A 24,703-nucleotide genomic window follows, 5' to 3' on the forward strand; every position below is an offset into this window, starting at 1 on the left:
CACGGGAGAGGATGCCATGATGATCAACCGGCCCGCCCGCCCCCGCGCCCTGATATCGCTGGTGCCGATGATCGACGTCATGCTGATCCTCCTAGTGTTCTTCATGGTGACCTCTACCTATCTGAACCTTGACATGATCCCGGCGGTGAAACCTTCCAAAGGCGCCGCGGGCAACATCCAGGCCCCGGCCGGCACCCTGATGATCCGCCTCGGCGCCGACGGCGTGCCGGTAATGCGCGGGACCGCGCTGGACGGTGAATCCCTGCGTGCAGTCCTCGCCTCAGCCGTCGCCGAAGAACCTCTGACCCAGGTCGTCATCCTGCCCTCCGGCGCCGCCCAAACCCAGGCGCTGATCACCGTGATGGACAGCGCCGCCCTGGCCGACGTCACCCGTCTGCGCGTGCTGCGGCTGGAGGCAGCGCAATGAAGCTCAAGCGCCCCGCCCCCAGCCCCCATTCGGAAACTATCATCGCCCTGATCGACGTGGTGTTTTTCCTTCTGGTCTTCTTCATGCTGATCGGCCGGATGGACGCCACCGCCCCGTTTGATGTGCGTCCCGCCACCGCCGTCGCCGGCCGCGACATGCCTGCGGGCGGCATCACCCTGGCCATCTCGGCCACCGGGGATCTGGCGCTGGACGGCGATGCCATCGCCCGCGGCGCCCTCTCCCCTGCCCTTTCCGCCCTGCTGTCGGACAACCCGGACCTGCGCCTGCGCATCAACGCCCACCGCGCGGCTGAGCTGCGCCGGGTGCTGCCGCTGGTGGCCCAGGGCGAGGCACTGGGATTTAGGGACGTGGTGCTGGTGGTCACCCCGGAAACGGACGGGTGAGCCGCGCTCCGGGCATATGGGCGCTGGGTCTTGCGGCTTCTGCGCTGGTCCACGCGGCAGGCGCCGGCGCGTTGCTCATCTCCCTGGTACCGGACCCGGTGCCGCAACAGCCCAATCCCGAAAGCAGCCTCAACCTGCAGGCCCACCGCATCCCGCGCTCCCAGGCCGTGCCGCAAGCGGCAGAAGGGGAACAAGCCCCTGAAAGCGAGGCAAAAAGCCAGGGCCTCTCTGCCGGTGCCATCCCGCAATCAAACGCCAGGCCGCAAGCACCGCAGGCGGACCCGCTTGCTTCTGCCGTGCCCGCTGCGGCCAGCCTCCCGTCCGCCGCAGCCCCAGCCGTCGCGGTGGCCGCAGCGCAAGTTGCCGGAAACAAGCTGGCGAGCGCCAATGTTCCGGCGGCCGGCCTTCCCGGCTACGCCCCTGAACCCCAGCAGGTTCAAACATCCGAACCTGCCTCAGAAAAGGCGGCACCCGCAGCAGCAGCCCCGCAGCAGGCGCAGGCCGCCGCGGCCTCTCCAATCCTGCTGGCCGCAGCACAGGAGGCTGCAATTCCGCTTGCAACCGTAACAGCTCCGCTGATCCCAGCCGCCACCGCGCGACCAACCCCCGCAGCGCTGCCGCAAACACCCCCGGCCAGTTTGCCCAGCCCGGAAGCACAGCCTGAAAGCGCTGCGCTTCCGGACACCGCCCCCAATCCGCTGCAGACCCCTGCCGCCGTTCCCGATGCCGCCCGCATCAAAGCGGCACTGGCCTTCCAAGGCACAGACCGCGGCGACATCGACCCGGCCTCCCTCGCGGCCTTCCAAAGCTTTGTGCAGCCCGGCGACGCCCTGGCTGAGGGCGACCCGCTGCGCGACGGTGTCTCCGGCATCCTCGCCGCCGTCCCCTGCTCCCGCCTGCAAGTCGCCTTTGTTCCGGAAACCGCCACGCTGGAGGTGCGCGGCCACCTGCCCGAGGACGGGCTGCGCCCCCCCGTCCTCGCGGCGCTGCAAGCACAGATGGGCGCCGATATCACGGTCTCGGATCAGATGCGCCTGCTGCCCCGCCCGCAATGCGGCGCGCTGGCCGGGATCTCGAACGTCGGCCTGCCGCAAAGCACCGACCAGATCACCAATCCGCTGCTGGTCGGCGCCGACGCCCATGCCCGGGTGCTCGACTATTCCGGCGGTGAGCGCTTGTTCTTCGACCTCACCGCGCCGGACTACCCGGCCTATGTCTATGTGGACTATTTCGACGCCGGCGGCGCGGTGCTGCATCTTGCGCCCAACGAACTGGTGCCGCTGGCACAGACCACGCCCAAAAGCGCCCTGCGGGTCGGTGCCAAAAAGGCCGGGGACCCCGGCCTGCAGATCACCGTCGCCCCGCCCTACGGCCAGGAAATCGCGGTGGCCTTTGCCGCCTCGCACCCGCTGTATGAGGGCACCAGGCCGCTCAGCGAACCCGCAGAACCCTACCTTGCGTTCCTGCGCGCCCAAGTGGCACGGGCCCGCGCTCAACACCCTGATTTCAAGGGCGAATGGGTCTATTTCCTGATCACCACCCACGCCCAATAACCCCAGGTCAGCAGCGGCGGCACTCCCGCGCCCGCAGGCCCGCGGCTGACGCCGCCAGGCCTTGGCGGGTTTGGGCCCGGCGCTGCGCTGACGCACAGCGCCTTCCCGCCCTTTTCCGGGTCAAGGGCTGCGCAGCAGCCACGCATCCTGCGCGGTTCACCCTTGATGCGGAAAAGGGCGGATTATCCTTGGCAAAGGTGCATTTTCAAATGCACCGGAGCAGGCGGGAGCCCCCTGCCCTGTTTCAGCAGACCCTCAGCCGCTACTGGCAACCGCCTGCCGCCCAGCTCTTCAGCGCCTGTTTCAGCGCGCCGCCAAAGGGATGCTGCTTGCCCAGCGAGCGTTGCATATTGAGGCTGAGATAGGTGTTCCCCTGGGTGCAAAGCCGCGCGCGCGTCCACTGATGGCAGGAACTGCAGGTCTGGTCTTTCCAATAGCTTTCCGGCAGGCCCTCAATGGGCGGAAACGCCGGTGAGCGGGTGACCGCTTCGGCCAGGGTCAGCCCAGCAATCTGCGGCGTTTCCGAGTGCAGCGGACTGGCGTAGGTCACCGGCCCTGCTTCGGCCAGCGGCGCCGGCGCAGGGTCAGCCTTCGGCGCCGCGGCAACCGCCTCGCCGCCGGCCTCCGGATCCTGGCTTGCCCCGGTGCGCATCGCGGCCAATTCTACCACCGCCATCTCGGCAAACTGCCCTTCGGGATAAGCCATCAGGTAGGCCTCATACGCTGCCTTGCTGCCATCACCCTGTGCGGCCTCGAACATGGCCGTTTCAGCATCCGCAACCGCCGGTGCGGAAGCCGCCGAAGCCGCTGCCGGGGCCGCTCCGCCCTGCAGCTCTTCCGCCATCAGATCAGACAGCAGCCCCCGCGCCTCATCCGCATATTTGCCATCGCCGTAACCGCGCAGGAACAGCATGATCTGCATCGCATCGCGCGATGCCTTGACCGAGGCCCAGATCTGCGTTTCCTGCACCTCTGCGGCGCTCATCACCACCTCGGGCTCACCCTCTGCGAAGACAAAATCACTCACCAGCGAGGACGTGTCCCAGGGTGTCTGGCCGCCGCCGCTCTGCTCCAGCACCGCCCGGCGCACCTGTTTGAACACTTGCTCCACCGGCGCTCCCGGCACCACGATCTCGCGCGCCAGCGCCTCGGTGAACGGGCTGTTTTCCCCGGTGCCGTCCAGCGCCACATCCCCCGGTGCGGTGGCATAGGCCAGGAACGTGCCGGTCGGCGCTTTCATCTCCGCCAAACCGCTTGCATTCAGATCCGCCACCGCCTCAAACGGGTTGTTGCGGCAGGCGTCCAGGATCACGATGTTGGTGCGGTTGCGGGCCGAGGCCATCTGCCGCAGAACCGACTGCGCCTCCACCGCCATCAGGTCCAGATCCGCCGCATCCGCCAGCGCCACATCCACTGGCAAAAGGTAGTTGCTGCCAAAGCTCTGCACCCCGTGGCCGGCATAATAGAACAGGCCGGTCGCGTCTTCCCCTGCCCCGCGCAGCTTGCGCCCGAACTGGCCGATGGCGCGCTTCATTTCGATTTGCTTGGCGTCCGCCGCCAGGGTGACATCAAAGCCCAGCCCCTCCAGCGTCTGCGCAATCAGCCGGGCATCGCGCACCGGATTGTCCAGCGACGGCACCGACCCATAGGCCGAGTTGCCGATCACCAGCGCCAGCCGCTCTTCCGCCAGAACTTTGGCACCCCAGCAGGCCGCCGCAACAGCCAGCAGCACCAGCCGGACCCAGATCATCAAACCACGCACGCACCTGCTCCAATTCTCGCCCCTTCAGGGCAGCTTCCCAATTGTTAAGGGTATTTGGTTACGAAACTATCGTGCCCTTGCGCCCGGCAGCAAGTGTGCTGTTAGTCTGGGCCCATCTCTTTTGTCCCTGCCTGCCGGCAGGGATTTCACGCTGGCAACCCAAATGGATCGCGCATGCTCCGTATAACCCTTTCGTTTTTAACAGTTTTTTTTCTCCTCATCCGCCCGGCCCTGGCCGCCGGCCCGTTTGAACACGGCTGGCAGCTCAATCCCGAATCCTCTGCCATCCGCTTTATATCGATCAAAAAGGGCAGCATTGCGGAATCCAGCCGCTTTGCCGCCTTTTCCGGCAGTATTTCCGAACAGGGCGATGCCAAGATCCACATCGCGCTGGATTCTGTTGATACCTCCATCGACCTGCGCAACGTGCGGATGCGGTTCCTGTTCTTTGAGACCTTCACCTACCCCGAGGCCGAGATCACCGCCCGGATCGATCCGGCCATGATCTCGGATCTTGCTGCATTGCAGCGGAAACAGATTGACCTGCCGGTCACCCTGTCGCTGCACGGGGTCACGGCAGATCTGACCGTACCTGTAGCGGTAACATTGCTTGGCAACGACCGCGTCGCCGTTGCCACTGTGCAGCCGGTCATCCTCAAGCTGGAGGCCTTCAATCTGAACCCGGGCCGCGAAAAGCTGGAGGAAGCCGCAGGTGTCACCATTACCCCGGTCGGGCTGGTCAGCATGGACCTGATGTTTGACCGCTCCGCCCCCGGCGGTGCATCTGTCCCCGCGGGGACAGCCACCGCAGGCGCCTCCACCGCGCTGGAATCCAGCGGCGACTTCAGCCGCGAGGCCTGTGCCGGCCGGTTTGAAATCCTGTCGCAAGGGCGCAGCGTAAACTTTGCGCCCTCCACCGCCCGGCTGGATGCCAGCTCCCGCGACTTTCTGGAGAGCCTGTCGGACATCATCCGCCGCTGCCCCGGCATGGTGGTGGAGGTCGGCGGCCACACCGACAGCCAGGGCAAAGCCGCCTGGAACATGAAGCTGAGCGAAAAACGCGCCGCGGCAGTCAACGGGTATCTGCAGAAAACGGGCATTCCGGACGACCGCCTGGTGGCCGTCGGCTATGGTGAAACCACGCCGCTGGTGCCCAACAGCACGGTGCAGAACCGGGCCAAGAACCGGCGGATTGAGTTCAAGATTTTGAACTGAACCGCCATTGATCCTGAAAATACCTGCCTGTCCCCGCGGGGACAGCGCCTGACACTCCCAGGACCCGGCCCCGCGCCGGGTCTTTTTTTGCCGCCAAGCGCCTTTCTTCCGCGGATCATTTGCGCCTCTGTCCCCGCGGGGACAGGCGGGAATTCCGGCCCTCCGACTGGCCTGATTGCCTGCACTGCAGGTTTCATTTCCAACGCGAACACCAGGCGTTATTGCGCACTGCATCCGCTCCCCCCGCAGATTTGTCCCCGCGGGGACACGCGGTCTTTTTACACTCGGCGACGGAAATTCCGCTGGACCAGGCTGGCCTCTGCAGGCCGCCGCCGCGGATTTGCACCTTTGTCCCCGCGGGGACAGTCCGGAATTTCCGGAGACAAGGCCGGCAGGAATAAAGCCGCAGGGTTGGGATCACCACCGGCCGTCCGGCGGGAAAACGATCCGCTTTTTGCATCTGTCCCCGCGGGGACAGGTGCTGAAAACTCCGGCGGGCAGGTGCAGCAGACGCAAAAAAGGCCCGGCATCTCTGCCGGGCCTTCGCTATTTTCCGGTGCTGTCCCCGCGGGGACAAGCCCGTCAGTCTTCCAGTTCCAATGCTTCAAAAAACGCGGCAATGGCGTCCTCCAGCTTGTGCCGGTCGATCTCGGAGAAGTCGCGCTCCATCGCCATCTCGATCTTGCCGTCGCGCGCCTGGCAGCGGACTGTCCCCGCGGGGACAGTGCAGCGCAGGGTGGTCTTGGCAACACCGGCCCGCGGGGCGGCGGGGGTGCGGGGGGCGTTCTTGCGCTTGCCCTCGGCAAAACTGCGCAGCACATCCAGCTCCCCCTCTTCGGTTTGCGGCTGCACCCGCGCCAGCGTATCGCGCAGCACCTGGGCGTTCATCGCATCCGCCTCCAGCCGTTTCTTCAGATCCAGCCCCAGCGCCCGCGGGATCGCCTCCGGGAACTTCAGCACCTCGCCCACCGCCTTCAGCACCTGGGCGAAATGGCGGATATAGACCCGCTTCTGACGCCCGGCAGAGGCATAAAGATCATTGACCGCATCCTCGGTGGTCTCGGCCCCGGTCTGGGTGTCCTCGGCATAGCGCAGTGCCAGCTGGGCCATCTCGGCAAAGGAGATATCGCGGCGCACCAGGTTTTCATCCACCATCCGGCGGTAGAGAGCCTGCAAGCTGTCGCCCTTGGCCACCAAACCCGCGGGGATCGCGGCATAGCTTTCGTCGCCAGTTTCCTGCAGCAGCGAAAAATAGGCGCGCATCCGGCGGTAGCCCTGGATCAGCTCATATTTTCCGTCGCCGCGTTCTTCGACCCGGATCGGATTCGACAGGCCAACCGCCTTGATCGACTCCTTCAGTTCCCCCAGGTCCGGATCGCGTTCATCCTTGCGATCACGGATCAGCTTATCCATGCGGATCATGCCAAGCGGGATCCGGTCGACCACCAGGCCCAGCTTTTTCAGGCGGACAAACTCATGCGCCAGCCGGTCGTTTTCGGCGCGGATGTTCTGCTCGGCCTCAGCGCGGGTGCGCAACGCATCGGCGTTTTCGGAAATCGCGGTGGCCATCGGCCCGCGACGGGATTCGGACGGTTTGTCGTCGGGATTTTTTGCGGCTGTCCCCGCGGGGAACACCTCTGGTTCAGACGGGAAGTCGATGTCGAAGACTCTGCGTTTGCTCATGCCTCATCCTCCAGGTTTTCCCAGGCTTCCAGCGCGTAAGACCTGAATTCGTCATAGGCCTGATCAAACGACGCACGTGCGCGCCGCCAGGTTTCGCGTGTCATATCCCGGTAATCGATTTCATAGATGGAACTTAAGAACCTGCCCGATTGTTCGACTGCGCGGGTCATCTCGATCGGGTGTTCAGTCATCCTACCCTCGAACACCTTCATAAATGCCGAACGCATCGCACGGTGCAAATCGTTACCGGATTCGTAACGGGTCAGCAGGAAGCGGACGTCCTGGAACACCTTGGGCAAGGTGAATGTCCCCGCGGGGACAACGCCGTTAAAGGCCGACAAATCCTCCAGCGCCTCGGACAGCTGTCCGATGAAGGAGGTGGTGGAGTCATATTCCCAATAGCCGGGACCGGAAGGGATATAGAGCATGTCAGCCGCAAAAACCGCATTCATCGACTGGTAGCCGATGGCGGGCGGGCAGTCGAAGATCATCAGGTCGTAGTCTTCAGCCGGCAGCTGGTCGAGGTAGCGGGAAACCGCAGCAAAGAACGACCACTCCGGATTGAGGTGGCGGTACTGGGCAGAGGCAAACTCGACAAACGCCGCATTGGCGCAGGAGGGGATGATGTCGATGGTCGGCCAGCTGGTGGGTTTGACAAAGTCGCTGACCCGCAGGTCCTGCAGCCCCATGCCGGTGATGGCGTCAGGCAGCTGGCGCCGGGGCAGGGCTGTGCCGGACTCGGCGCCCTGCGGGACGGCGTTCATCCGCTCGGTTTCGCGCACCAGGTCGCGGGCCATGATGCCCCAGACGGTGTAATCCTCGGTGACATCGCTGAGACCCATGGAGTGCGAGAGTGTGGCCTGCGGGTCGAAGTCGACACAGAGCACCCGGTAGCCGTCCAGCGCCGCGGCATGGGCGAAGTGCAGCGCCACAGTGGATTTGCCGGCGCCGCCCTTGAAGTTGGAGATCGCCACCCGCAGCGCCCGTTTCCCCGCGGGGCGTTTGGGCAGCAGGGATTTGCGGTTGATCTTGATGCGGCGGCGCAGCTCGTTGATCTCCTCCAGCGAATACCAGCGCTGGCGGCCGTCTTCCTCGACATGGCCCTGGGGCAGGGAGGGGTCCGCCGACAGCCGTCCCCGCAGGGTCGACTGGTTGACGCGGAAGATCAGCTCGGCCACCTCCCAGGAGGAGAACCGGCGCAGGGTCTTTTCCATTTCGGGGGAGAAGGTCTGCTGGCGGATCCAGCTTTGCATCTTGAGAGATTGGGCCTGCATTTTTGACAGGTCTTCGTGCGTAAACATCGCTGCTCCTTAGCCTCACACGTTTTCTATTTGGCAGCGTCCATTTCTTGCGGACGCTAATTCAGCCTCAATACTCATTTACGCCGAATTTGCAAAAAACGCAAAAGCAAATATGGTTGGGAACAGCGTCCTGTCCCCGCGGGGACACATCTGCAAAAGGCCCAGCAATACAAGGGCGGAACCGATTCGGAAGGTGACGGCCAAACGATTCGTTTCATTGGATTTTTCTGGCGTTTGGGGGCCAGATTTAGCGGGACACCCCCGCGCCGGACACAGCAGATTGGGGGACATTTCTGCTGAAATAGGGGACACACTGAATGTCCCCCCATACCATTGATACCAATTTTTCTTTCGAAAAAGGGATTGGGTCGGAATTCAATTCGCAGCAGCGCTTGACAGAATCGGAATTCCGGACGCAAATCAGATACAACAAACGAATAGCGTTGAGTTCCAGGCAAACCGGCCAGCGCAATTCTCAGCAAACAAGCTGAGAGCACTTGAGGCAGCATATCCCGGCCCGGGAGGGCAGGGAGGGAGAAACGGGGGCAGCAATGCTTGCCAAACGGCCTGCGGGGCGCAACGCCTCTGCATTGAAGTATGACATCCTCACGGCGATGGGGGCGTATGCGCTTGGCCAGGGCAAGGGGGCGCAGAAGCTGGTGCTGCGGTTCATGACATTGATGACGGCGCGCTACAATTGGCAGCGTGATGAGCTGGCAGTGGGCCAGCGCGAAATTGCCCGGCTGTGGGACGTGGACGAGCGCACGGTGAAACGAGAGATGGCCAAGCTGCGGGGCTGGGGCTGGCTGGTGGTGAAACGCCAGGGCGCGCGCGGGCGGGTCACGGAATACGGCATCGACCTGGAGCGGCTGCTGGCGGACACGCAAGAGCGGTGGGGGGCTGTGGGGCCGGACTTTGAACACCGGATGCAAAACAATGATGAGCCGGCGCCGAATGTGGTGCCTTTGCGTCCAGGTGCTGCACCGCCTGCTCCGGATATCTCGGACGGCAGCGAATGGAGCTTGGCCAAGGCGGTGCTGCATGCGGAGGACCCGGCGAATTATGCGTCCTGGGTGCAGGGACTGGAACGCGCAGGCCGGGCAGGGGGGCGGCTGGTACTGAAGGCGCCAAGCCGGTTCCATGCGAATTACGTGATGTCGCATCTGATGCCGCGGCTGCTGGCGGCCTGCCGGGATGTCGATGGCGGGGTTTCGGCGATTGTTGTTGAGGCGTGAAGCCTAATCTGCGCTGCAGCGGTTGAACCCATGTGCGGCGCGGCATTATGTGGGCGGGCAGGGGGCTTGGCTTAGGACGCCCCGCAAAAGCAAGGAGCAGCCCGGATGAGCGGCGTGCAGGATAAGATCTGTGTCATTGGCCTTGGCTATGTGGGGCTGCCCTTGGCGGCTGCATTCGGGCAGCACCGGAAAGTTGTCGGATTTGACATCGATCCGGGCCGTATCGCGGAGCTGCGCCAGGGCGCGGACCGCACCCGCGAGCTGGAACCGCAGGAACTGGCCGAAGCAGAGTTTCTGAGCTTTACTTCCGACCCGGCTGAGATTGCCGATAGCTCCATCTATATTGTCACCGTGCCGACGCCGGTGGACAGCAGCCACCGTCCCGATCTTGGCCCGCTAAAGGCGGCTTCGGCCATCGTGGGGGGCGTGCTCAAGCCCGGCGATCTGGTGATTTATGAATCCACTGTCTACCCCGGTGCCACCGAGGACGATTGCGTGCCCATTCTGGAGGTGCGCTCGGGGCTGGTCTTCAACCGGGACTTCACTGCCGGCTACAGCCCGGAGCGGATTAACCCCGGCGACAAGAATCGGCGGCTGAAAGATGTAGTGAAGGTCACGTCAGGCTCCACGCCGGAGGTGGCGGAACGGGTGGATGCGCTGTACCGCGAGGTGGTCACGGCGGGCACCCATAAGGCCGCGAGCATCCGGGTGGCAGAGGCCGCCAAAGTGATCGAGAACAGCCAGCGGGACATCAATATCGCGCTGGTGAATGAGCTGGCCAAGATCTTTAACAAGATGGGGATTGATACCCAGGCTGTTCTGGAAGCCGCTGGAACCAAATGGAATTTTCTGCCGTTCCGCCCCGGTCTGGTTGGCGGGCATTGCATCGGCGTGGATCCCTATTACCTGACCCACAAGGCGGAACAGCTGGGCTATCATCCCGAGATCCTGCTGGCCGGGCGGCGGCTGAATGACGGCATGGGCGCCTATGCGGCCGGCGAAATGGTGAAGGCGATGCTGAAGCGGGGCCTGCCGGTTTCGGGCGCGCGGGTTCTGGTGATGGGGCTGACGTTCAAGGAGAACTGCCCCGACCTGCGCAACACGCGGGTGATCGATGTGGTGCGCAGCCTTGAGGAATACGGCGCAAAGGTGGATGTGTTTGATCCCCATGCCGATCCGGCGGAGGCACAGGAGGAATACGGCATTTCGCTGCTGTCCGAGCCGGGGCAGGGCGCCTATACCGGGGTGGTGCTGGCGGTTGCTCATTCCGAGTTCCGGGAGATGGGATCGGAAGCGATCCGCGGTCTCGGGACGCAGGACGCACTGGTCTATGATCTGAAATATGTGCTTGCGCCGGATCAGGCGGATCTGCGGCTGTAGCCGGGAAATACTCCCGCTGAAACATGAAGTGCTGTATCCTTGCCGGCGTTGGCAAGGAGTTCAGTGATGCGTGATGTTCTGGAAGGCCGCTGCCTGTGCGGTGCAGTTAAGATCGGTGTAAAAGGCGCGCATGATCCGCGCCCCGGCGCCTGCCATTGCCGGATGTGCCAGCGTTGGAGCGGCGGTTTGTTCCTGTGCTTTGAGGCCGCTGCGGAGGCCGTTTCGGTTGAAGGGCCGGTGACCCGGTATCAATCCTCGGCCTTTGCGGAACGGGCGTTTTGCAGCACCTGCGGATCGCATCTGTGGATGCGGGACACGGATGGCGAAGATGAAGGCTATGACTTGATGCCGGGGCTGTTTGAGGCGGCTCTGAGCTGGCCGTTGCGATCGGAGATTTATACGGACCGGGCGATGGCTGCGGTGCGGCTGGAAGGGGATCACAAGCGGGCCACCCGGGACGAATATGAGGCTCAGAACCCGTTCATTGACGGTGATGTCTGAGGGAAAAGGTATCGTCCCTCAGCGGTCCGTGCGCGCCAGTGCCAGGCCAAGGCCGGAGGTGACGAACAGCGCGCCGGTCAGCCGGTGGCGCAGGCGGCCCAGCCGGAGGATCGCGGGCCGCGCGGATTGCGCCGAAGCGGCCCAGAGCATGTCGCCTGCGAAAATCACTGCCAAGTAGATCATCGCTGCCGTGAGCAGGGCGGTTGAACCTGCGCCGGGGGCGACGAACTGCGGCAGGAAAGCCGCGTTGAACAGCAGGGTTTTCGGGTTGATGATGGCCAGCAGCAGCCCTTGCCAGAAAATGATGCGCAGCGGTTTGCGGCTGGCCTTGGCCTCTTCCATGCCGGCAACGCCTTGCCGCCAGGAGCGCACACCGAGATAGAGCAGATAGGCCACGCCGGCCCATTTCAGCCACAGGAAGGCGGAGGCCGCAAATTCCAGCACGGCTGCAAGCCCCAGCACCACAGCGGCAAGCTGCAGGGCCACGCCTGCGGTGGTGCCAATCACCGTGACCGCCCCAAGGCGGAAGCCGCGGGCCAGCGTATTGGCGATGATCAGCGCCACATTCGGCCCTGGCACGGCGACCAGCAGCGCGGTTGCGCCCGCAAGCGCCAATGCCATCATCATATCCACGGCGGGATCCTCCATTCGTTATACAGGCATAAGACGCGCGAATGCGGCGGCGGGCAAGCCCTGACGAACCGCTTCACGCTAGTTCCCTAGCGGCTGACCCGCGGCAGTTTCGGGCCGCTCCAATAGGCGCCGCTGTCCTGGCGCAGGGTGTCATAGGCCTCGATCCGGCGCAGGGCGTCCTCGCCGCCGGCTTTGACTAGATGGGTGAGCAGGCATTCCAGCACCGCCATGGCGCCGCCGATGGCGCCGAAAGGGTGCAGCGAGTTGGCGGCCACCGCCAGCACATGATCGGTGCGGATGCCGGGGGCGATGACTTCGCTGTCGGAGATCAGGATCACCTTGGCGCCGCGGTCAGCCGCGAACCGCAGCGCCTGGATGGTGCCGGCGGAGTAGGGGGCGAATGTGAGGGCGATCAGGCAGTCTTCAGCGCCTAATTCTAGGAGATCATCCAGCGCGGCGCCCATGTGGCGGGGGACAAGCTCCAGCCCCGGCAGCGCCATGCGGCCGACGTAGTGGAAGTAATAGGCCAGTGCATAAGACGAGCGGGTGGCGGTAACGAAGCAGCGGCGGGCGGAAAGGAGCGTTTCGGTAATCGCTTGCGTGCGTTCCGCCGTCATCAGCCGCAAAGAGCGGGAGGTGATGTTGAGCTGGTTGCGGGCCGCTGCGGCCTGCAGTGCGCCGGCGGGGCCTTCGTCCTGCATCCGGTCGAGCCAGTCCTGGCCGAGGTCCGCATCGTGCGCGGTGGTCAGCGCGGCGCGGAAGGGGGCGCGGAAGGCCTCGAATGTGTCATAGCCCAGATGCTGGGCGAGGCGGACAAATCCATTGGCGCTGATGCCGGTTTTCTGCGCCGAGAACCGGACGGTATCAAGGCCGAAGTCGCCGGGATTATCGATCACGTATTTCGCCGCCGCCTTCAGCTTGGGCGGCAGCTGCTCCATCTGGTCCTTGAGGTGCTGGATCAGCCGGGCGGTTTTCCGGGGGGCGAGATGCGGGTCCATACAACGTATCAGATCATATGTGCGGAAAATGGCAAGAGCGGAACGGGTGTTTTGCATAGGTTCCGGCAAGGAGTGATGAGCAGATTGCCCACCCTACTCGGACAAGAAGGCCATCAGGTCCTGGCGGGCGTGCAGGATGCGGATGATCTCGGGGCGGGAGTTCTCCAGCCGGTAAATCACCAGATGCGCGCCCGATGGGTGGATGCGGACGGGCGGAGTGAATTCAGCCCGTTCACGGGCCAATTCCGGGAAGTCGGCCAGCAGGTCGAACAAGGCAAAGAGACTGTCGGCATAGGCATCCGCCTGTGTTTCACCCCAGCTTTCCAGGCCAAAGCGCCAGATGGCAGCAAGATCGGCGCGGGCGGCGGGGCGGATCCGCCAGCGCGGCTCAGCCATTGCGGCGCATGGCGGCCTTGAAACCTTCGGCTGTCAGCGCCTCTGCCGGGCCGCTGGCGAGGCCTGCGTCGATGGCGGATTGCAGTTCACCTATGGCGGCCGTGCGGGCCTGGTCGCGGCGGATCAGGTCGCGGACGTAATCGCTGGAATTGGCATAGGTGCCGGTGCGGGCCTGTTCTTCGACCCAGTCTTTCATCTGGTTCGGCAGGGATACGTTCATGGTGGCCATAGGCGGTCTCCTTTTGCTGGACCAGCATATGGCAATCTTTGCCAATAGTGCAAGGGAGGGGGACTGGCCAGGGGGAATGCTGGGCGATTTCGCCCGCCCCGCGAATTATGGGCCATTCCGCTCAACACAGAAAAACACCCGCAACCGTAAGGCGCGGGTGTTTCAAGTTTTGTTTGGCCGGATCAGGCGGAGACCGCCTTGAGGCCTTTTTCCTCCAGCGGCTGGATGGAGCCGTCCTCGCTGACGGTCACCCGTTCGCCGTGGCTGAGGCTGTCGAGGCCCTTGCAGGCGACCAGCATCAGGACGTCCTTTTCGCGGGCGACGATGGCCATGTGGCTGAGCCAGCCGCCGACCTCAGACAGCACCGCGCCGGAACGCTGGACCCATGGCAGCCAGGCCGGATTGACCATGCGGCAGACCAGAATGTCACCGTCCTGGAAGCCGGCAAAGGCCTCGGGGCTGATGTCGCTGTCGTCTTCCATCCAGAACACCCGGGCGGTGGCGCTGCCGCTGCCCGCGACGCAGGTGCCGCCCATGGTGCCGTCGCCGGCATGGGCCTGGGCGCCCAGCGACAGCATTTCGCAGTCGCGCAGGGTAAGAGTGACCGCCGTGGGCGCGGATTTCTTGCGCAGGGTTTCTTTTTCGGCGCGGGTCTCGGCCAGGTCGCGCAGAGCGTCGGGGGTGGACCAGTTGCTGTCCAGCACCTCGTCGAAGGTGAGGCTGAACACAAGATCCTCCAGCCCGCTGATCTGCCCCAGTGCCAGCAGGGCGCGGCGCAGCTCGGCAACGACGCGCAGGGCTTCGTGCTTGGCCTGTTCCTTGAGGTCCTGATAGGCGATGGCGATGCCGATGGTATCGTCCAGCTCATCCGGCAGGTTGGCCGGAACCGGCACTGCGCCGATCGGCTCCACTGAGTTGCCGAGCAGGGAGTGCAGCAGTGCGGGCGCCTCGGCGTAGCGGGGCGAGGACAGCTCGTAATCGAAGATCGAGCGATGGCCCATCAGCTGCATGGCACGCGTCTGGGCGTCCTTGCCGGTGCAGGAGGCAATCAGGCTGGACGGCGCATTGGGCAGCTCGGCGTGCATCAGATGGGCGCGCAGGGCGGGATCGCCTGCGGTGGCAGTCCCGGCTTCGCCCATGGTGAAGCCGGCCAGGATATTGATCTTCTCGGCCTCCAGATAGACCTCGCGGATGAACAGCTCCTTGAGGGTTGAGATCGCCTCCAGCAGCTTGTCCTGCGGCAGGGCGGCATAATCCACGGCCTGCCAGATCGCCAGCTTGTTCTTCAGCTCCGGCATCACCTCAGCCCGGAAACGGGTGATCATCGGATGCGCCTGCTTGCGCAGCTGCTTGGCCTTGGAGGCCGTCAGTTTCAGGGTCATACCCTGTTTCAGCGCCACATCGACGTAAGTCTTGCCGAACAGGTTGACCAGATGGCCGTCACGCCCCTCAGGCAGGCCGTAGGGAACACCCAGCTCGCGGCAGGCCAGGTCAACGCTGCCGCCCGGCGCCCACAGATCGCTCATCAGCGAGAAGGAAAGCGGGGCGGGGCGGGGCAGGACTTCGGACATTTCGTCCTGTTCCAGGATGATCTGATCCGGGTCCGCATCGCCGTAGCGGTCCAGCACGTCGCGCCATTCGGCCAGGCGGGTCTGCTCCTGCTTGGTGCCAAGCGACAAGGTGGTGATGTCGCGGCTTTGCACGATCTGGAATTCACCGTTGGCATAGGCCCATTCCACGTCCTGCGGGGCACCGAATGCCGCCTCGATCTGTTTGCCAAGGGCAAGGAGCGGCGCCATGTCGAGCGTCTGGTCCTGATCCTCGGCCGCGGGCAGGCCGGTGTAGCGGCCAAAACGGAGAGAGGTCGGGGTGACGCGGCCCGAAACCAGATCCTCGCCGCAGCCTTCGACCCATTCGATCATCGCCATGCCGGGCGCCATCGGGTCCTGGGTGAAGAGGACGCCGGCGTATTCGGCCTGCACCATTTCCTGCACCACGATATTGCCTTGATCGGTGCTGTCGCCCTCGCCTGAATAGCTGGCGGCACGCGCGGAGGAGAAGCTTTCCACCACTTCGTCCAGTGCGGCGCGCATGGTGCCGGCGGTCACGTCGAGCACGGATTCAAAGACGCCTGCAAAGCTTTGATCGGCGCCGTCCTCGTTGCTGGCAGAGGAGCGCACGGCGACGGGTTTGCCGCCTGCGAGCGTGAATACTTGTGCGGCAAATGCATCTTTCTGTGCATCAGACATGGCGCGGTAATCGTGAATTGCGTCCGAGCGCACGATCACGCCGCCGGGCACCGGCAGGCCTGCATTCTTGAGGATCGACAGGCGCAGGGCCTTGTTGCCGGCCTCTGCCAGCTCCTCGGTGTAGCCCATCGGGATCACACCGCGCGGCAGTTTGGCGAGCTTGCGCTTATGGGCGCGCAGCGACAGCGCTTCGGCCAGATTGCGGTGCATGCCGGTGACATAGGCGCGCTGCACCAGCAGCAGGGTCAGGCTGAAGCAAAGATAGGCATTGGCGGCGGCTGTCAGGGAAAACACCATGGCAAAGAGCGCAGGCATGCCCAGCAGCATCCACAGCAGTTTCTGGCGCTTGGTCTTGGCGACGGCCCACAAGAGGTAGACGGCGGCCAGGGCGCAGAACAGTACCGGCATGATGAACAGCGGATCGGGCATGCCCAGGTCAGCCATCCAGAGGAAAGGCGTTTGCAAGCTGGCACTGGCTTCCTGTGCGGAAGAGACGCCCAGCATCATCACCGGCAGGAACAGCAGCGCAGTGAGGTTCTTCATCGGGGTCAGGCCCTTGTCGGCATAGAAAGCCTGCACCGCGCGCGCCTTGCGCACCGGGTCATGGGCCAGCTTTGCCTTCAGCGCCTTCATCTCATCCGCGGTGTCATTGGTGATGATCTGATCACGTTCGGATTTCAGCGCGACAGGCAGCACCAGGATGCGGGTCACGATCGACAGTGCCAGGAGGCCCAACAGGATATGGCTGCGCTCATGCACCCACAGGAGGGCGGTTGCCAGGGCGGAAATCGCCTTGTCCCACAGGCCGGTCTGCTGGTCGGCCAGCCAGTCCTGCACATGCGGCTTCGGCTTGGGTGCGACGAAATATTCCCAGGGCAGGGTGTAACGGCCGCGGAAATCGAGGCCCTGCTGCGACAGTTCCAGCCCCAGCACCTGGCTCATGAAACAGCTGCGGCGGTCATAGCAGGCGGCGATAGTGGGCTTGCCGGGGTCCAGTTGCGCAATGCGGTCCATCAGGTCGGCGGTGGTCATCTTGCGGATCGGGATGTTGACGGCACCGGGCAGGTGGCCGGCATCGAAGTCGCCGGGATAGCGGGTGTCGACGACCTGCAGGTCTTCGGTGGTCAGCAGCGCCTCGAAATCAGCGGTGCTGAGCAGCACGTCCTTGCCCGGGTATTGCGGAATGGCGCGCAGGTCGGAGAGGGTTTTCACGTCCTTGTCGGAGAAGTCGCGGCCCTCGACGATCCATTTCTCGATACCTCCGGCAATGAAACTGCAGTCGATGCCCATCGCAGCCAGCTTGGCGCAGGTTTCCGAGCTGCGGTTGCCGTTGTGGCAGAACAAAACGACCTTCTGGCCCGGCTGCACCGGGCGGCTCTGCAGGAAGTCCGGGAACCGGATATGGGTGGCGCCGGGCAGGGTGCCCATGGCGTTCTCGCCGGTCTCGCGGATGTCGTAGAACAGGGTTGAGCCGTCCTCCAGCGCCGCGGCGGCGTCGGTGGTGCTCATCGCCAGCGGGTGGTCTTCCTGCTTGGAAAAACTGGTCTCCTTGAGGGTGGCGTCCTTAATGGTGGTGCCGTCAAACTGCGCCGGCCGGGTCAAAGTGGCCTGCAGCCTTGTCAGCTCGGCCTGCGCATGCGAGGAGTATTGCCAATAGTTTCCTGCAGCCAGTGCAATGGCCGCCAGCACGAGGACGGAGATCAGCTTGACCGGGTAGCGGCGTGGAGAGCCGCCCGGTTTGGGGGTAAAACCCAGTTTCGCTGCAATGACTGCGCCAAGGCCGGAAATCATGGCAATTCCTACGGCCAGAACCTGCGATAGCGAAGACACCGAGCCGATCACCAGTTCCGGCGATGGAATGGCTAGGGCCGCGACGGGAAGCGCTAGAAAAAGCGATGCAAGCACAGTGACTTGTGCTGAGTGGCGAAAGGACCGGGAGGTCCTGGAGGGCAAAGTGCTATTCTTCACGGCAGTTCCTGTTGAGCCAGTTGAGGCTGATATTCTGACATTATGGCGAATTTGCCTAAAAGATTACGAAAAACTTACTGAAGGGTTAACATAGCGGGCGGAGAATAAAAGAACCGTAAAATTTTTTAATGAATTGCAGGTGCGTTAACATTGTATTCTTAACCATGTGCCATGTAACGAAGTATGGCGGCCCGCCTGCCGTGCCAGCCGATCGCAGTCAGGAGGCTAGAACCGTGACACTTTTTGAGTGGACCTTTGGTATCATTGAGCTTTTCAGGACACGCCTGCGGGCAGCAGCCCTTGGGGCTGTTCTGGCGGTTGGACTTGCAGCCCTTCTGCCCGGTGCGGGTCAGGCCGGGACCGAATTGGTATTTGGCACTTATGCAGCGGATAAACCTACCGCAACGGTCAAAAAATACCAGCCTTTCCTGTCTTTCCTGTCCAGCCGGATGAGCGAAGAGTTGGGCGAGCCGGTTTCCATCCGGCTGAAGATCGCCAAGGAGTATGGCGAGGGCATCCGCCAGCTGGCCAGCGGCGAGGTGGATTTTGCCCGTTTCGGCCCGGCGTCTTATGTGCATGTGATGAAGGAGAATCCGGAAATCCGGATTGTCGCGATGGAATCCAAGAACGGCGGAAAGCGGTTCAAGGGGGTGATCGTGGTGCACAAGGACAGCAGTGTGCTGTCGGTCGAAGATCTGGCCGGGCTCAGCTTTGCCTTCGGCGACGAGTTGTCGACGATCGGCCGCTACCTGGCGCAGGAATACCTGCTGGAGGCCGGCATCAGCAGCGCCGATCTGCATGAATACGCGTATCTCGGCCGTCACGATCTGGTCGGCGAAGCAGTGGGCGCCGGAAAATTTTCCGCGGGCGCCCTCAAGGAAAGCACGTTCAAAAAGCTGGTCGCCAAAGGCGTGCCGATCCGGGTGCTGGCTTCCTTTGACAATGTGACCAAACCCTGGCTGGCCTCAGAGGCGATGCCGCAAGCGGTGCTGGAAGCGATGCGCAAGGTCATGCTGTCCTCGGACAACGAGGAAATCGTGCGCCGGATTTCAAAGAACGGCTTCTTGCTGGGGGCTGATGACGACTATGACATCATCCGCCGGGCGATGGAGCGAAGCCTGGCCTTCTGAGGCGCCGCAGTGAAGATATGAAACGTACAGGCATCCTTTTTCAGATCGTGTTGTCGCTGCTGCTGGCTGCTTCGGCGGTTGGCTTTGCAGTTGGCAACATGGCGCAGCGCCAGGAGGTGCAGCGGCTTGAAGAGCAGCTTGCCGGTCAGGCCGACCTGACGGTTTCCCTGCTGAGCGGGCTGATGCTGGAATCGATTATTGTGGAGGATGTTCCGGTCCTGGAGACCGGGCTGATCGAGGCCGTCGCCCGGAACCCGCAGATCGTGTCGATCCAGATCCGCAGCCCCGCGGGCAAGCTGCTGGCTGCGGCCAGCGCGCCGGGTGCCCCGCCGCCGGACGCGCATGTGATCTATGAACGGCCGATTGAACTTGAAGGCGCCTCCTTCGGCACCATGGTGGTGGACTGGTCGACCCAGGACGGTCAAGCGCTGGTCGCGGCCAAAGTGCGCCAGATCATCATTTGGACAGTTGTGCCGGTGCTGGCGCTGTCGCTTCTGGTGCTGTTGCTGGTGCATATCCTGGCGCTGCGGCCGTTGCATATGATCCATAACCGGATGTCTGACGCCATTGCAGGGCTGCGCAGTCCGCTGCGGCCGCTGCCCTGGTTTGCATCCCGGGAATTCCGGGCGCTGGATTTTTCGGTCGGTGTGCTGGAAGACACGTTCGCCGAGCGCGATGAGCGGGAATTTGCAATGGAGCAGGCGCGTGAGGCCGCAGATATTGCAAACCGCGCCAAGTCCGAATTCCTGGCCAATATGAGTCATGAGATCCGCACGCCGATGAACGGGGTGATCGGCATGGCAGAGCTGTTGCAGGACACCGCGCTGGACGAAGACCAGCGGATGTATGCAGAGACCATTGCCAAATCCGGCACCGCGCTGTTGACGATTATCAACGACATCCTGAACTTCTCCAAGATTGAGGCCGGCAAGGTCGAACTTAACCTTGCTCCGTTCAACTTGCAGACGGCACTGGAGGATGTGGTCACCCTGCTGTCGCCCAAGGCGGCGGAAAAGGGGGTCGAGATTACCATGCGGTACGATCCCGCGCTGCCGGAAATCTTTGAGGGTGATGCCGGGCGGATCCGCCAGGTGATCACCAATATCGCCGGCAACGCGGTCAAGTTCACCCGCAAAGGCTATGTCTACATCGACTTAACCGGCCGCGAACAGGGCGGCCGGCATATGCTGACGCTGCAGGTCACCGATACCGGCATAGGCATTGAGCCGGAGCGGACAGGACAGATTTTCCGCGCCTTTGAGCAGGCCGACAATGCCGCCACCCGCAATTTCGAGGGCACTGGTCTGGGGCTGGCAATCTCGGCACGGCTGCTGGAGCTGATGGGCGGTTCGGTGCAGGTGCAGTCGGAGCTGGGCAAAGGCTCTGTATTTACCATCGAGATACCATTGCAGGCCGGCGGCCATGTCGCCTCCGCACGGGCGGGCAGTCCGCTCAGCTTTGCCGGGCTCAACGGTTTGCTGGTGGATGACTTGGAGCTGAACCGGGTGATCCTGTCTGAACGGCTGAGTTCTTGGGGGGTGACCTGCACGCTGGCAGCCTCGGCGCATGAGGGGCTGGAGATCCTGTCGGATGCGCAGCTGGACGGGCGCCAGTTTGACTTCATCATTCTGGACTACCAGATGCCGACGATGGACGGGCGGGAATTGGCGGCCCGGATCCGCGCGATGCCGGGTTTTGAAGCTGTGCCGCTGATTGTGCTGTCTTCGGTGGAACACGCGCTGAGCCGTTCGGACTGCGAGACCATCGGGGTTTGCGAGTTTGCGCTGAAACCTGTGCGGGCAGTACAGCTGCGGCAGGTGATCACCCGGGTGCTGAGCGTTCAGGACCAAAAACCGGCGATTGCTGACAGCGGCGGCAGAGACGAAGCGCCGCAGGGCCGGCTGCTGAAAGTTCTGCTGGCCGAGGATAACCGCACCAACCAGCTGGTCGTCACCAAGATGCTGAAAGATGCGCCGCTGAAAATCAGCGTTGCTAAAAACGGTGTGGAGGCTGTTGCGCAGTTCCAGGCAGAGCGGCCCGACCTTGTCCTGATGGACATGATGATGCCGGAGATGGACGGGATTGAGGCCACGGCCGAGATGCGCCGGATCGAAGTGGAGACCGGCGGCCGAAAATGCCCGATCGTGGCGCTGACCGCCAATGCGCTTCAGAGCCACCGGGAAAAATGCCTGGAGGCGGGGATGGATGATTTCCTCAGCAAGCCGATCAACAAGAAGGCGCTCACCGAAGCGGTCAGCAAATGGACCTGCGGTGATGACCTGCAGCGCACTGGCAGCTGAGGCCACCAGCGCGGGCCGGCAAAGGGTGTTGCCGCAGGCAGGCCCGGCTTATGGGCTATTGCCCGGACTAAAGCTCTTTGCTGTCACTGGCGGCGGTCAGCCGCGATGCCGCTGCAGCACCAGGCCGGCCAGGCTGGACGCGGCAAAGAGAGCCGCCGCCAGGCAAACGATGCTGGGACCGGCGGGGGTGTCGAACACAAACGCCAGCTGCAGCCCGCCAGAGGCCGCCAGCATCCCCAGCAGCGCGGCAATCACCGCCATCCGCTCTGGCGTTGCGGCAAAGGGGCGGGCGGCCGCAGCTGGGATCAGCAGCATGGCGGCAATCAGCAAAACTCCGACCACCTTGATGGCAACCGCCACCACCAGGGCCAGGGCAAGTGTCAGCACCATCTGTTCGCGCCGGGGATCAATGCCCGCTGCATGGGCCAGATCCGGGTTCAGCGTGGCGGTCAGCAGCGCGGACCAGCGCCACCAGAGCAGCGCCAGAACCAGAGCTGCGCCGCCCCAGATCACCGCCAGATCGCTGCGCCCCACCGCCAGGATGTCGCCAAACAGATAGGCCATCAGATCAATCCGCACGCCCTGCAGGAAAGACACCGCGACCAGGCCGAAAGCCAGCGAGGAATGCGCCAGCACGCCCAACAGCGTGTCCATCGCAAAGCCGCGCCCGGCCAGGGCCGACACAGTGGTGGCCATGGCCAGCGCTGTGGCCAGCACGCCGGCAAAGACCGACACATCAAAGCTGAGCGCCAGCGCCACGCCCAGGATCGACGCATGCGCCGTGGCATCGCCGAAATAGGCCATCCGCCGCCAGACCACGAAACAGCCCAAAGGTGCCGCGGCCAGCGCTACGCCGATGCCGGCAAGGGCTGCGCGGATCAGGAAATCGTCGAGCAGGGTCATTCCGCGGCCTCGTGATGATGATGGTCATGATTGCAATCTTGATCATGGCTGTGATTGTGCTCGTGCCGGTAGAGCGCCAGCGCGCCCTGGGTGCCGGTGCCGAACAGGGCGCGGTATTCCGGTGCCGAGGCGACATGTTCGGGCGCGCCTTCGCAACAGACATGGCCGTTGAGGCAGATCACCCGGTCCGAGGCCGCCATCACCACATGCAGTTCGTGGCTGACCATCAGCACCGCACAGCCGACCTCTTGCCGGACCTTCTCGATGCGCTGGTAAAAGGCGGCGGAGCCGGGCTGGTCCAGGCCTTGGGTGGCTTCATCGAGGATCAGCAGTTGCGGATCGGTCAGCAGGGCACGCGCTAGCAGAACCCGTTGGAACTGACCGCCCGACAGGGCGGACATCTGCCGGGCCGCCAGATCGCCGGCGCCGGCTTGCTCCAGCGCCTCGGACGCGCGGGCGTCGGATACCCGCGCGGGCAGGCTGAGGAACCGGCGCACGGTCAGCGGCAGGGTCGGGTCGATGTGCAGTTTCTGCGGTACATAACCGATGCGCAGGCCGGGCGCGCGGTTGACCGCACCGCGCGAGGGTTTCAGCGCGCCGATCACGCTGCGCAGAAGGGTGGATTTACCGGACCCGTTGGGGCCGACCACGGTGACGATCTCGCCGGATTCAATGGCCAGGTTGACGCCGGACAGCACTGTCTTTCCGCCATAAGAGACCGTCAGGTGTTCGAGGGAAATCAGGCTCATGCAGCGCCCGCGTGCTGGCATTTGGGGCATAGGCCCTCGGCCTCGATCACCGCGCGTTCGATGACAAATCCCGCCTCGCGGGCGGCTTGGCCGAGCTGACCCTGGGTCGGCTCCCGCTGCGATTCAGCCACCGCATCGCAGGCGCGGCAGATCAGGAAGACCGGCGCGTGATGCTCGCCGGGATGGGTGCAGGCAATGAAGGCATTCAGGCGTTCGATCTTATGGGCAAAGCCGTTTTTCACCAGGAAATCCAAAGCCCGGTAGGCGACCGGCGGCTGCGAGCCGAGGCCTTCTTCGCGCAGCCGGTCAAGGATTTCATAGGCCCCAAGCGCGCGGTGTTCCTGCAGCAGGATCTCCAGCACCCGCCGGCGCACAGGGGTGAATTGCAGCCCGGCCGTCCGGCACTGGGCGTCCACCGCTGCGATGCAATCGTGAATGCAGCTGCTGTGATCATGCGGTTCAAAACCGATGGAGTCCATTGCGGGGTCCTTTGGGCGGAGACTGATTTGCCTCTTGATATGTTATGTTATGACGTTTATCAACCGCGTGATGTTATAAGATTACATGAGGCGTGATATGCGGAATTCCGGCATGTGGAGAAGTGGATCGGCGGTACTGGCCTTGCTGGCGGGAACCGGGACGGCCTGGGCGGAGGTGCCGCGTGTGGCGGCGGATATCACGCCGGTGCACGGGCTGGTGGCGCGGGTGATGCAGGGCCTGGGCGAACCGGCCCTTGTGGTGCCGCCGGGTGCCTCGCCGCACGGCTATTCGATGCGCCCCTCGGAGGCGCGCGCGCTGGATCAGGCGGATGTGGTGTTCTGGCTGGGTGAGGCGTTGACTCCGTGGTTGGAAGGGCCGCTGGAGGAGCTGGCCAGCGACGCACACCGGGTAGAACTGCTGGAGGCTGAAGGCACGGTGGTGATGCCTTTCCGTGAGGGCGCGCGGTTTGAGGCGCATGCGCATGATGGCGATGAAGAGGATCATGCGGATCATGACGGTCACGATGCGCGTGAAGATCATGATGATCACGGTCATGCAGAGCATGCTGAGGGCCATGATGATCACGACGATCATGAGGCTCATGAAGACCATGCTGAAGGGGATGGCCACAGCGATCACGGTGATCATGCTGATGCCCATGGACATCACCATGACGGTGCCGACCCGCATGCCTGGCTGCTGCCGGCCAATGCTCAGGCTTGGCTGGATGTGATCGCGGAGGAGCTGGCAGAGCATGACCCCGGCAATGCCGCCGCTTACAAGGCCAATGCCGAAGCCGGAAAGCAGGAGATTGCGGACACTGTTGCCAGCGTTTCGGCTGCGCTGGAGCCGTTCCAGGGCAAACAATTCATCGTGTTCCACGATGCCTATCAGTATTTCGAGCGCGGATTTGGATTGAATGCCGCCGGGGCAATCTCGATCGGTGATGCCTCCAAGCCAAGCCCGGCGCGGATTGCCGAAGTGCGTGATGTGGTGGCGGATCTGAAGGTGGCCTGCGTCTTCTCGGAGCCGCAGTTCAACCCGGGCATGGTCGCCACGGTGCTGGATGGCACCGGAGCGGGCACCGCGGTGCTGGATCCGCTGGGCGCCAAGCTGGAGGCAGGGCCGCAGTTCTACCCGGCGCTGCTGCAGGATATCGGCGCGGCGATTGCCGGCTGCGAATGAGGGGCGGGCGGGCCGGTGCGGC

21 protein-coding genes are annotated in these 24,703 nt (G+C 63.7%); 10 read left to right on the forward strand and 11 right to left on the reverse strand.

Going from position 1 to position 24,703, the window contains the following annotated elements:
- The first annotated feature begins 16 nt into the window (after positions 1 to 16).
- The 3 genes from A2I95_RS13195 to A2I95_RS13205 are packed head-to-tail and all read left to right on the forward strand — an operon-like array spanning position 17 to position 2,384.
- Positions 17 to 427, forward strand: coding sequence for a biopolymer transporter ExbD (locus tag A2I95_RS13195; protein ID WP_291730272.1), 411 nt, complete (start codon positions 17 to 19; stop codon positions 425 to 427).
- Entirely contained in the window at positions 424 to 831 is a 408-nt protein-coding gene (locus A2I95_RS13200; RefSeq protein ID WP_291730274.1) for a biopolymer transporter ExbD, read from the forward strand. Before A2I95_RS13195 ends, A2I95_RS13200 begins: the two co-directional genes overlap by 4 nt.
- Positions 828 to 2,384, forward strand: coding sequence for a DUF4384 domain-containing protein (locus A2I95_RS13205; protein WP_291730276.1), 1,557 nt, complete (start codon positions 828 to 830; stop codon positions 2,382 to 2,384). The genes A2I95_RS13200 and A2I95_RS13205 overlap by 4 nt, the downstream gene beginning before the upstream one ends.
- 262 nt (positions 2,385 to 2,646) lie before the next feature.
- Here the strand turns inward: A2I95_RS13205 and A2I95_RS13210 are convergent, their stop codons facing one another.
- Positions 2,647 to 4,146, reverse strand: coding sequence for a caspase domain-containing protein (locus A2I95_RS13210; RefSeq protein ID WP_367151498.1), 1,500 nt, complete (start codon positions 4,144 to 4,146; stop codon positions 2,647 to 2,649).
- A 174-nt stretch (positions 4,147 to 4,320) separates the two neighbouring features.
- Between A2I95_RS13210 and A2I95_RS13215 the strand changes: the two genes are divergently transcribed.
- Entirely contained in the window at positions 4,321 to 5,361 is a 1,041-nt protein-coding gene (locus A2I95_RS13215; RefSeq protein ID WP_291730279.1) for an OmpA family protein, read from the forward strand.
- A gap of 582 nt (positions 5,362 to 5,943) precedes the next feature.
- Here A2I95_RS13215 and A2I95_RS13220 read toward each other — a convergent pair.
- On the reverse strand, positions 5,944 to 7,044 hold the full coding sequence (locus tag A2I95_RS13220; protein ID WP_291730280.1) for a ParB N-terminal domain-containing protein: 1,101 nt from the start codon (positions 7,042 to 7,044) through the stop codon (positions 5,944 to 5,946).
- Complete coding sequence (locus A2I95_RS13225) at positions 7,041 to 8,345, reverse strand: AAA family ATPase (RefSeq protein WP_291730282.1); 1,305 nt, start codon at positions 8,343 to 8,345, stop codon at positions 7,041 to 7,043. The genes A2I95_RS13220 and A2I95_RS13225 overlap by 4 nt, the downstream gene beginning before the upstream one ends.
- 551 nt (positions 8,346 to 8,896) lie before the next feature.
- On the opposite strand from A2I95_RS13225, the gene A2I95_RS13230 reads away from it, so the two are divergent.
- From A2I95_RS13230 to A2I95_RS13240, 3 genes are all read left to right on the forward strand, one after another.
- Entirely contained in the window at positions 8,897 to 9,580 is a 684-nt protein-coding gene (locus A2I95_RS13230; protein WP_291730284.1) for a DnaA N-terminal domain-containing protein, read from the forward strand.
- A 105-nt stretch (positions 9,581 to 9,685) separates the two neighbouring features.
- Positions 9,686 to 10,960 (forward strand): Vi polysaccharide biosynthesis UDP-N-acetylglucosamine C-6 dehydrogenase TviB, encoded by a 1,275-nt coding sequence (gene tviB / locus A2I95_RS13235; protein WP_291730286.1) that lies wholly within the window; start codon positions 9,686 to 9,688, stop codon positions 10,958 to 10,960.
- A gap of 66 nt (positions 10,961 to 11,026) precedes the next feature.
- The gene (locus A2I95_RS13240) at positions 11,027 to 11,461 is read left to right on the forward strand and encodes a GFA family protein (protein ID WP_291730288.1); all 435 of its coding nucleotides are present in this window, start codon (positions 11,027 to 11,029) and stop codon (positions 11,459 to 11,461) included.
- 18 nt (positions 11,462 to 11,479) lie between these two features.
- Here the strand turns inward: A2I95_RS13240 and A2I95_RS13245 are convergent, their stop codons facing one another.
- From A2I95_RS13245 to A2I95_RS13265, 5 genes are all read right to left on the reverse strand, one after another.
- On the reverse strand, positions 11,480 to 12,088 hold the full coding sequence (locus tag A2I95_RS13245) for a LysE family translocator (protein ID WP_291730314.1): 609 nt from the start codon (positions 12,086 to 12,088) through the stop codon (positions 11,480 to 11,482).
- A 92-nt stretch (positions 12,089 to 12,180) separates the two neighbouring features.
- Positions 12,181 to 13,092 (reverse strand): MurR/RpiR family transcriptional regulator, encoded by a 912-nt coding sequence (locus A2I95_RS13250; RefSeq protein WP_291730290.1) that lies wholly within the window; start codon positions 13,090 to 13,092, stop codon positions 12,181 to 12,183.
- Between the two features lie 93 nt (positions 13,093 to 13,185).
- Positions 13,186 to 13,488: a type II toxin-antitoxin system RelE/ParE family toxin gene (locus tag A2I95_RS13255; protein WP_291730292.1), complete on the reverse strand. Its 303-nt coding sequence runs from the start codon at positions 13,486 to 13,488 to the stop codon at positions 13,186 to 13,188.
- A complete protein-coding gene (locus A2I95_RS13260; RefSeq protein ID WP_291730294.1) occupies positions 13,481 to 13,717 on the reverse strand; it encodes a type II toxin-antitoxin system ParD family antitoxin in 237 nt (78 codons plus the stop codon). Before A2I95_RS13260 ends, A2I95_RS13255 begins: the two co-directional genes overlap by 8 nt.
- Before the next feature lie 182 nt (positions 13,718 to 13,899).
- Entirely contained in the window at positions 13,900 to 17,757 is a 3,858-nt protein-coding gene (locus tag A2I95_RS13265) for a PEP/pyruvate-binding domain-containing protein (RefSeq protein ID WP_291730315.1), read from the reverse strand.
- A 410-nt stretch (positions 17,758 to 18,167) separates the two neighbouring features.
- On the opposite strand from A2I95_RS13265, the gene A2I95_RS13270 reads away from it, so the two are divergent.
- Positions 18,168 to 19,064 (forward strand): PhnD/SsuA/transferrin family substrate-binding protein, encoded by an 897-nt coding sequence (locus tag A2I95_RS13270; protein ID WP_291730296.1) that lies wholly within the window; start codon positions 18,168 to 18,170, stop codon positions 19,062 to 19,064.
- A gap of 17 nt (positions 19,065 to 19,081) precedes the next feature.
- Positions 19,082 to 21,364 carry a response regulator gene (locus A2I95_RS13275; protein WP_291730297.1) on the forward strand — a complete coding sequence of 761 codons (2,283 nt, stop codon included), beginning with the start codon at positions 19,082 to 19,084 and terminating at the stop codon, positions 21,362 to 21,364.
- Positions 21,365 to 21,460: 96 nt separating this feature from the next.
- Here the strand turns inward: A2I95_RS13275 and A2I95_RS13280 are convergent, their stop codons facing one another.
- From A2I95_RS13280 to A2I95_RS13290, 3 genes are read right to left on the reverse strand one after another with little or no spacing between them, the layout of a single operon-like run.
- A complete protein-coding gene (locus tag A2I95_RS13280; RefSeq protein WP_291730299.1) occupies positions 21,461 to 22,267 on the reverse strand; it encodes a metal ABC transporter permease in 807 nt (268 codons plus the stop codon).
- Positions 22,264 to 23,016: a metal ABC transporter ATP-binding protein gene (locus A2I95_RS13285; protein WP_291730300.1), complete on the reverse strand. Its 753-nt coding sequence runs from the start codon at positions 23,014 to 23,016 to the stop codon at positions 22,264 to 22,266. The genes A2I95_RS13280 and A2I95_RS13285 overlap by 4 nt, the downstream gene beginning before the upstream one ends.
- Positions 23,013 to 23,495, reverse strand: coding sequence for a Fur family transcriptional regulator (locus tag A2I95_RS13290; protein WP_291730301.1), 483 nt, complete (start codon positions 23,493 to 23,495; stop codon positions 23,013 to 23,015). Before A2I95_RS13290 ends, A2I95_RS13285 begins: the two co-directional genes overlap by 4 nt.
- 112 nt (positions 23,496 to 23,607) lie before the next feature.
- On the opposite strand from A2I95_RS13290, the gene A2I95_RS13295 reads away from it, so the two are divergent.
- Positions 23,608 to 24,681 (forward strand): zinc ABC transporter substrate-binding protein, encoded by a 1,074-nt coding sequence (locus A2I95_RS13295; protein ID WP_291730302.1) that lies wholly within the window; start codon positions 23,608 to 23,610, stop codon positions 24,679 to 24,681.
- The last annotated feature ends 22 nt before the right edge of the window (positions 24,682 to 24,703 follow it).

The organism is Leisingera sp. F5, from assembly GCF_001593695.1.

Bases quoted from the DNA above. Each gene is read 5' to 3' on its own strand.
- A2I95_RS13295 (WP_291730302.1), top strand. From the start codon at position 23,608: ATGTGGAGAAGTGGATCGGCGGTACTGGCCTTGCTGGCGGGAACCGGG.
- A2I95_RS13285 (WP_291730300.1), bottom strand. From the start codon at position 23,016: ATGAGCCTGATTTCCCTCGAACACCTGACGGTCTCTTATGGCGGAAAG.
- A2I95_RS13240 (WP_291730288.1), top strand. From the start codon at position 11,027: ATGCGTGATGTTCTGGAAGGCCGCTGCCTGTGCGGTGCAGTTAAGATC.
- A2I95_RS13250 (WP_291730290.1), bottom strand. From the start codon at position 13,092: ATGGACCCGCATCTCGCCCCCCGGAAAACCGCCCGGCTGATCCAGCAC.
- A2I95_RS13195 (WP_291730272.1), top strand. From the start codon at position 17: ATGATGATCAACCGGCCCGCCCGCCCCCGCGCCCTGATATCGCTGGTG.
- tviB (WP_291730286.1), top strand. From the start codon at position 9,686: ATGAGCGGCGTGCAGGATAAGATCTGTGTCATTGGCCTTGGCTATGTG.
- A2I95_RS13260 (WP_291730294.1), bottom strand. From the start codon at position 13,717: ATGGCCACCATGAACGTATCCCTGCCGAACCAGATGAAAGACTGGGTC.
- A2I95_RS13225 (WP_291730282.1), bottom strand. From the start codon at position 8,345: ATGTTTACGCACGAAGACCTGTCAAAAATGCAGGCCCAATCTCTCAAG.
- A2I95_RS13255 (WP_291730292.1), bottom strand. From the start codon at position 13,488: ATGGCTGAGCCGCGCTGGCGGATCCGCCCCGCCGCCCGCGCCGATCTT.
- A2I95_RS13215 (WP_291730279.1), top strand. From the start codon at position 4,321: ATGCTCCGTATAACCCTTTCGTTTTTAACAGTTTTTTTTCTCCTCATC.
- A2I95_RS13290 (WP_291730301.1), bottom strand. From the start codon at position 23,495: ATGGACTCCATCGGTTTTGAACCGCATGATCACAGCAGCTGCATTCAC.
- A2I95_RS13265 (WP_291730315.1), bottom strand. From the start codon at position 17,757: ATGATTTCCGGCCTTGGCGCAGTCATTGCAGCGAAACTGGGTTTTACC.
- A2I95_RS13220 (WP_291730280.1), bottom strand. From the start codon at position 7,044: ATGAGCAAACGCAGAGTCTTCGACATCGACTTCCCGTCTGAACCAGAG.
- A2I95_RS13245 (WP_291730314.1), bottom strand. From the start codon at position 12,088: ATGATGATGGCATTGGCGCTTGCGGGCGCAACCGCGCTGCTGGTCGCC.
- A2I95_RS13230 (WP_291730284.1), top strand. From the start codon at position 8,897: ATGCTTGCCAAACGGCCTGCGGGGCGCAACGCCTCTGCATTGAAGTAT.
- A2I95_RS13275 (WP_291730297.1), top strand. From the start codon at position 19,082: ATGAAACGTACAGGCATCCTTTTTCAGATCGTGTTGTCGCTGCTGCTG.
- A2I95_RS13280 (WP_291730299.1), bottom strand. From the start codon at position 22,267: ATGACCCTGCTCGACGATTTCCTGATCCGCGCAGCCCTTGCCGGCATC.
- A2I95_RS13200 (WP_291730274.1), top strand. From the start codon at position 424: ATGAAGCTCAAGCGCCCCGCCCCCAGCCCCCATTCGGAAACTATCATC.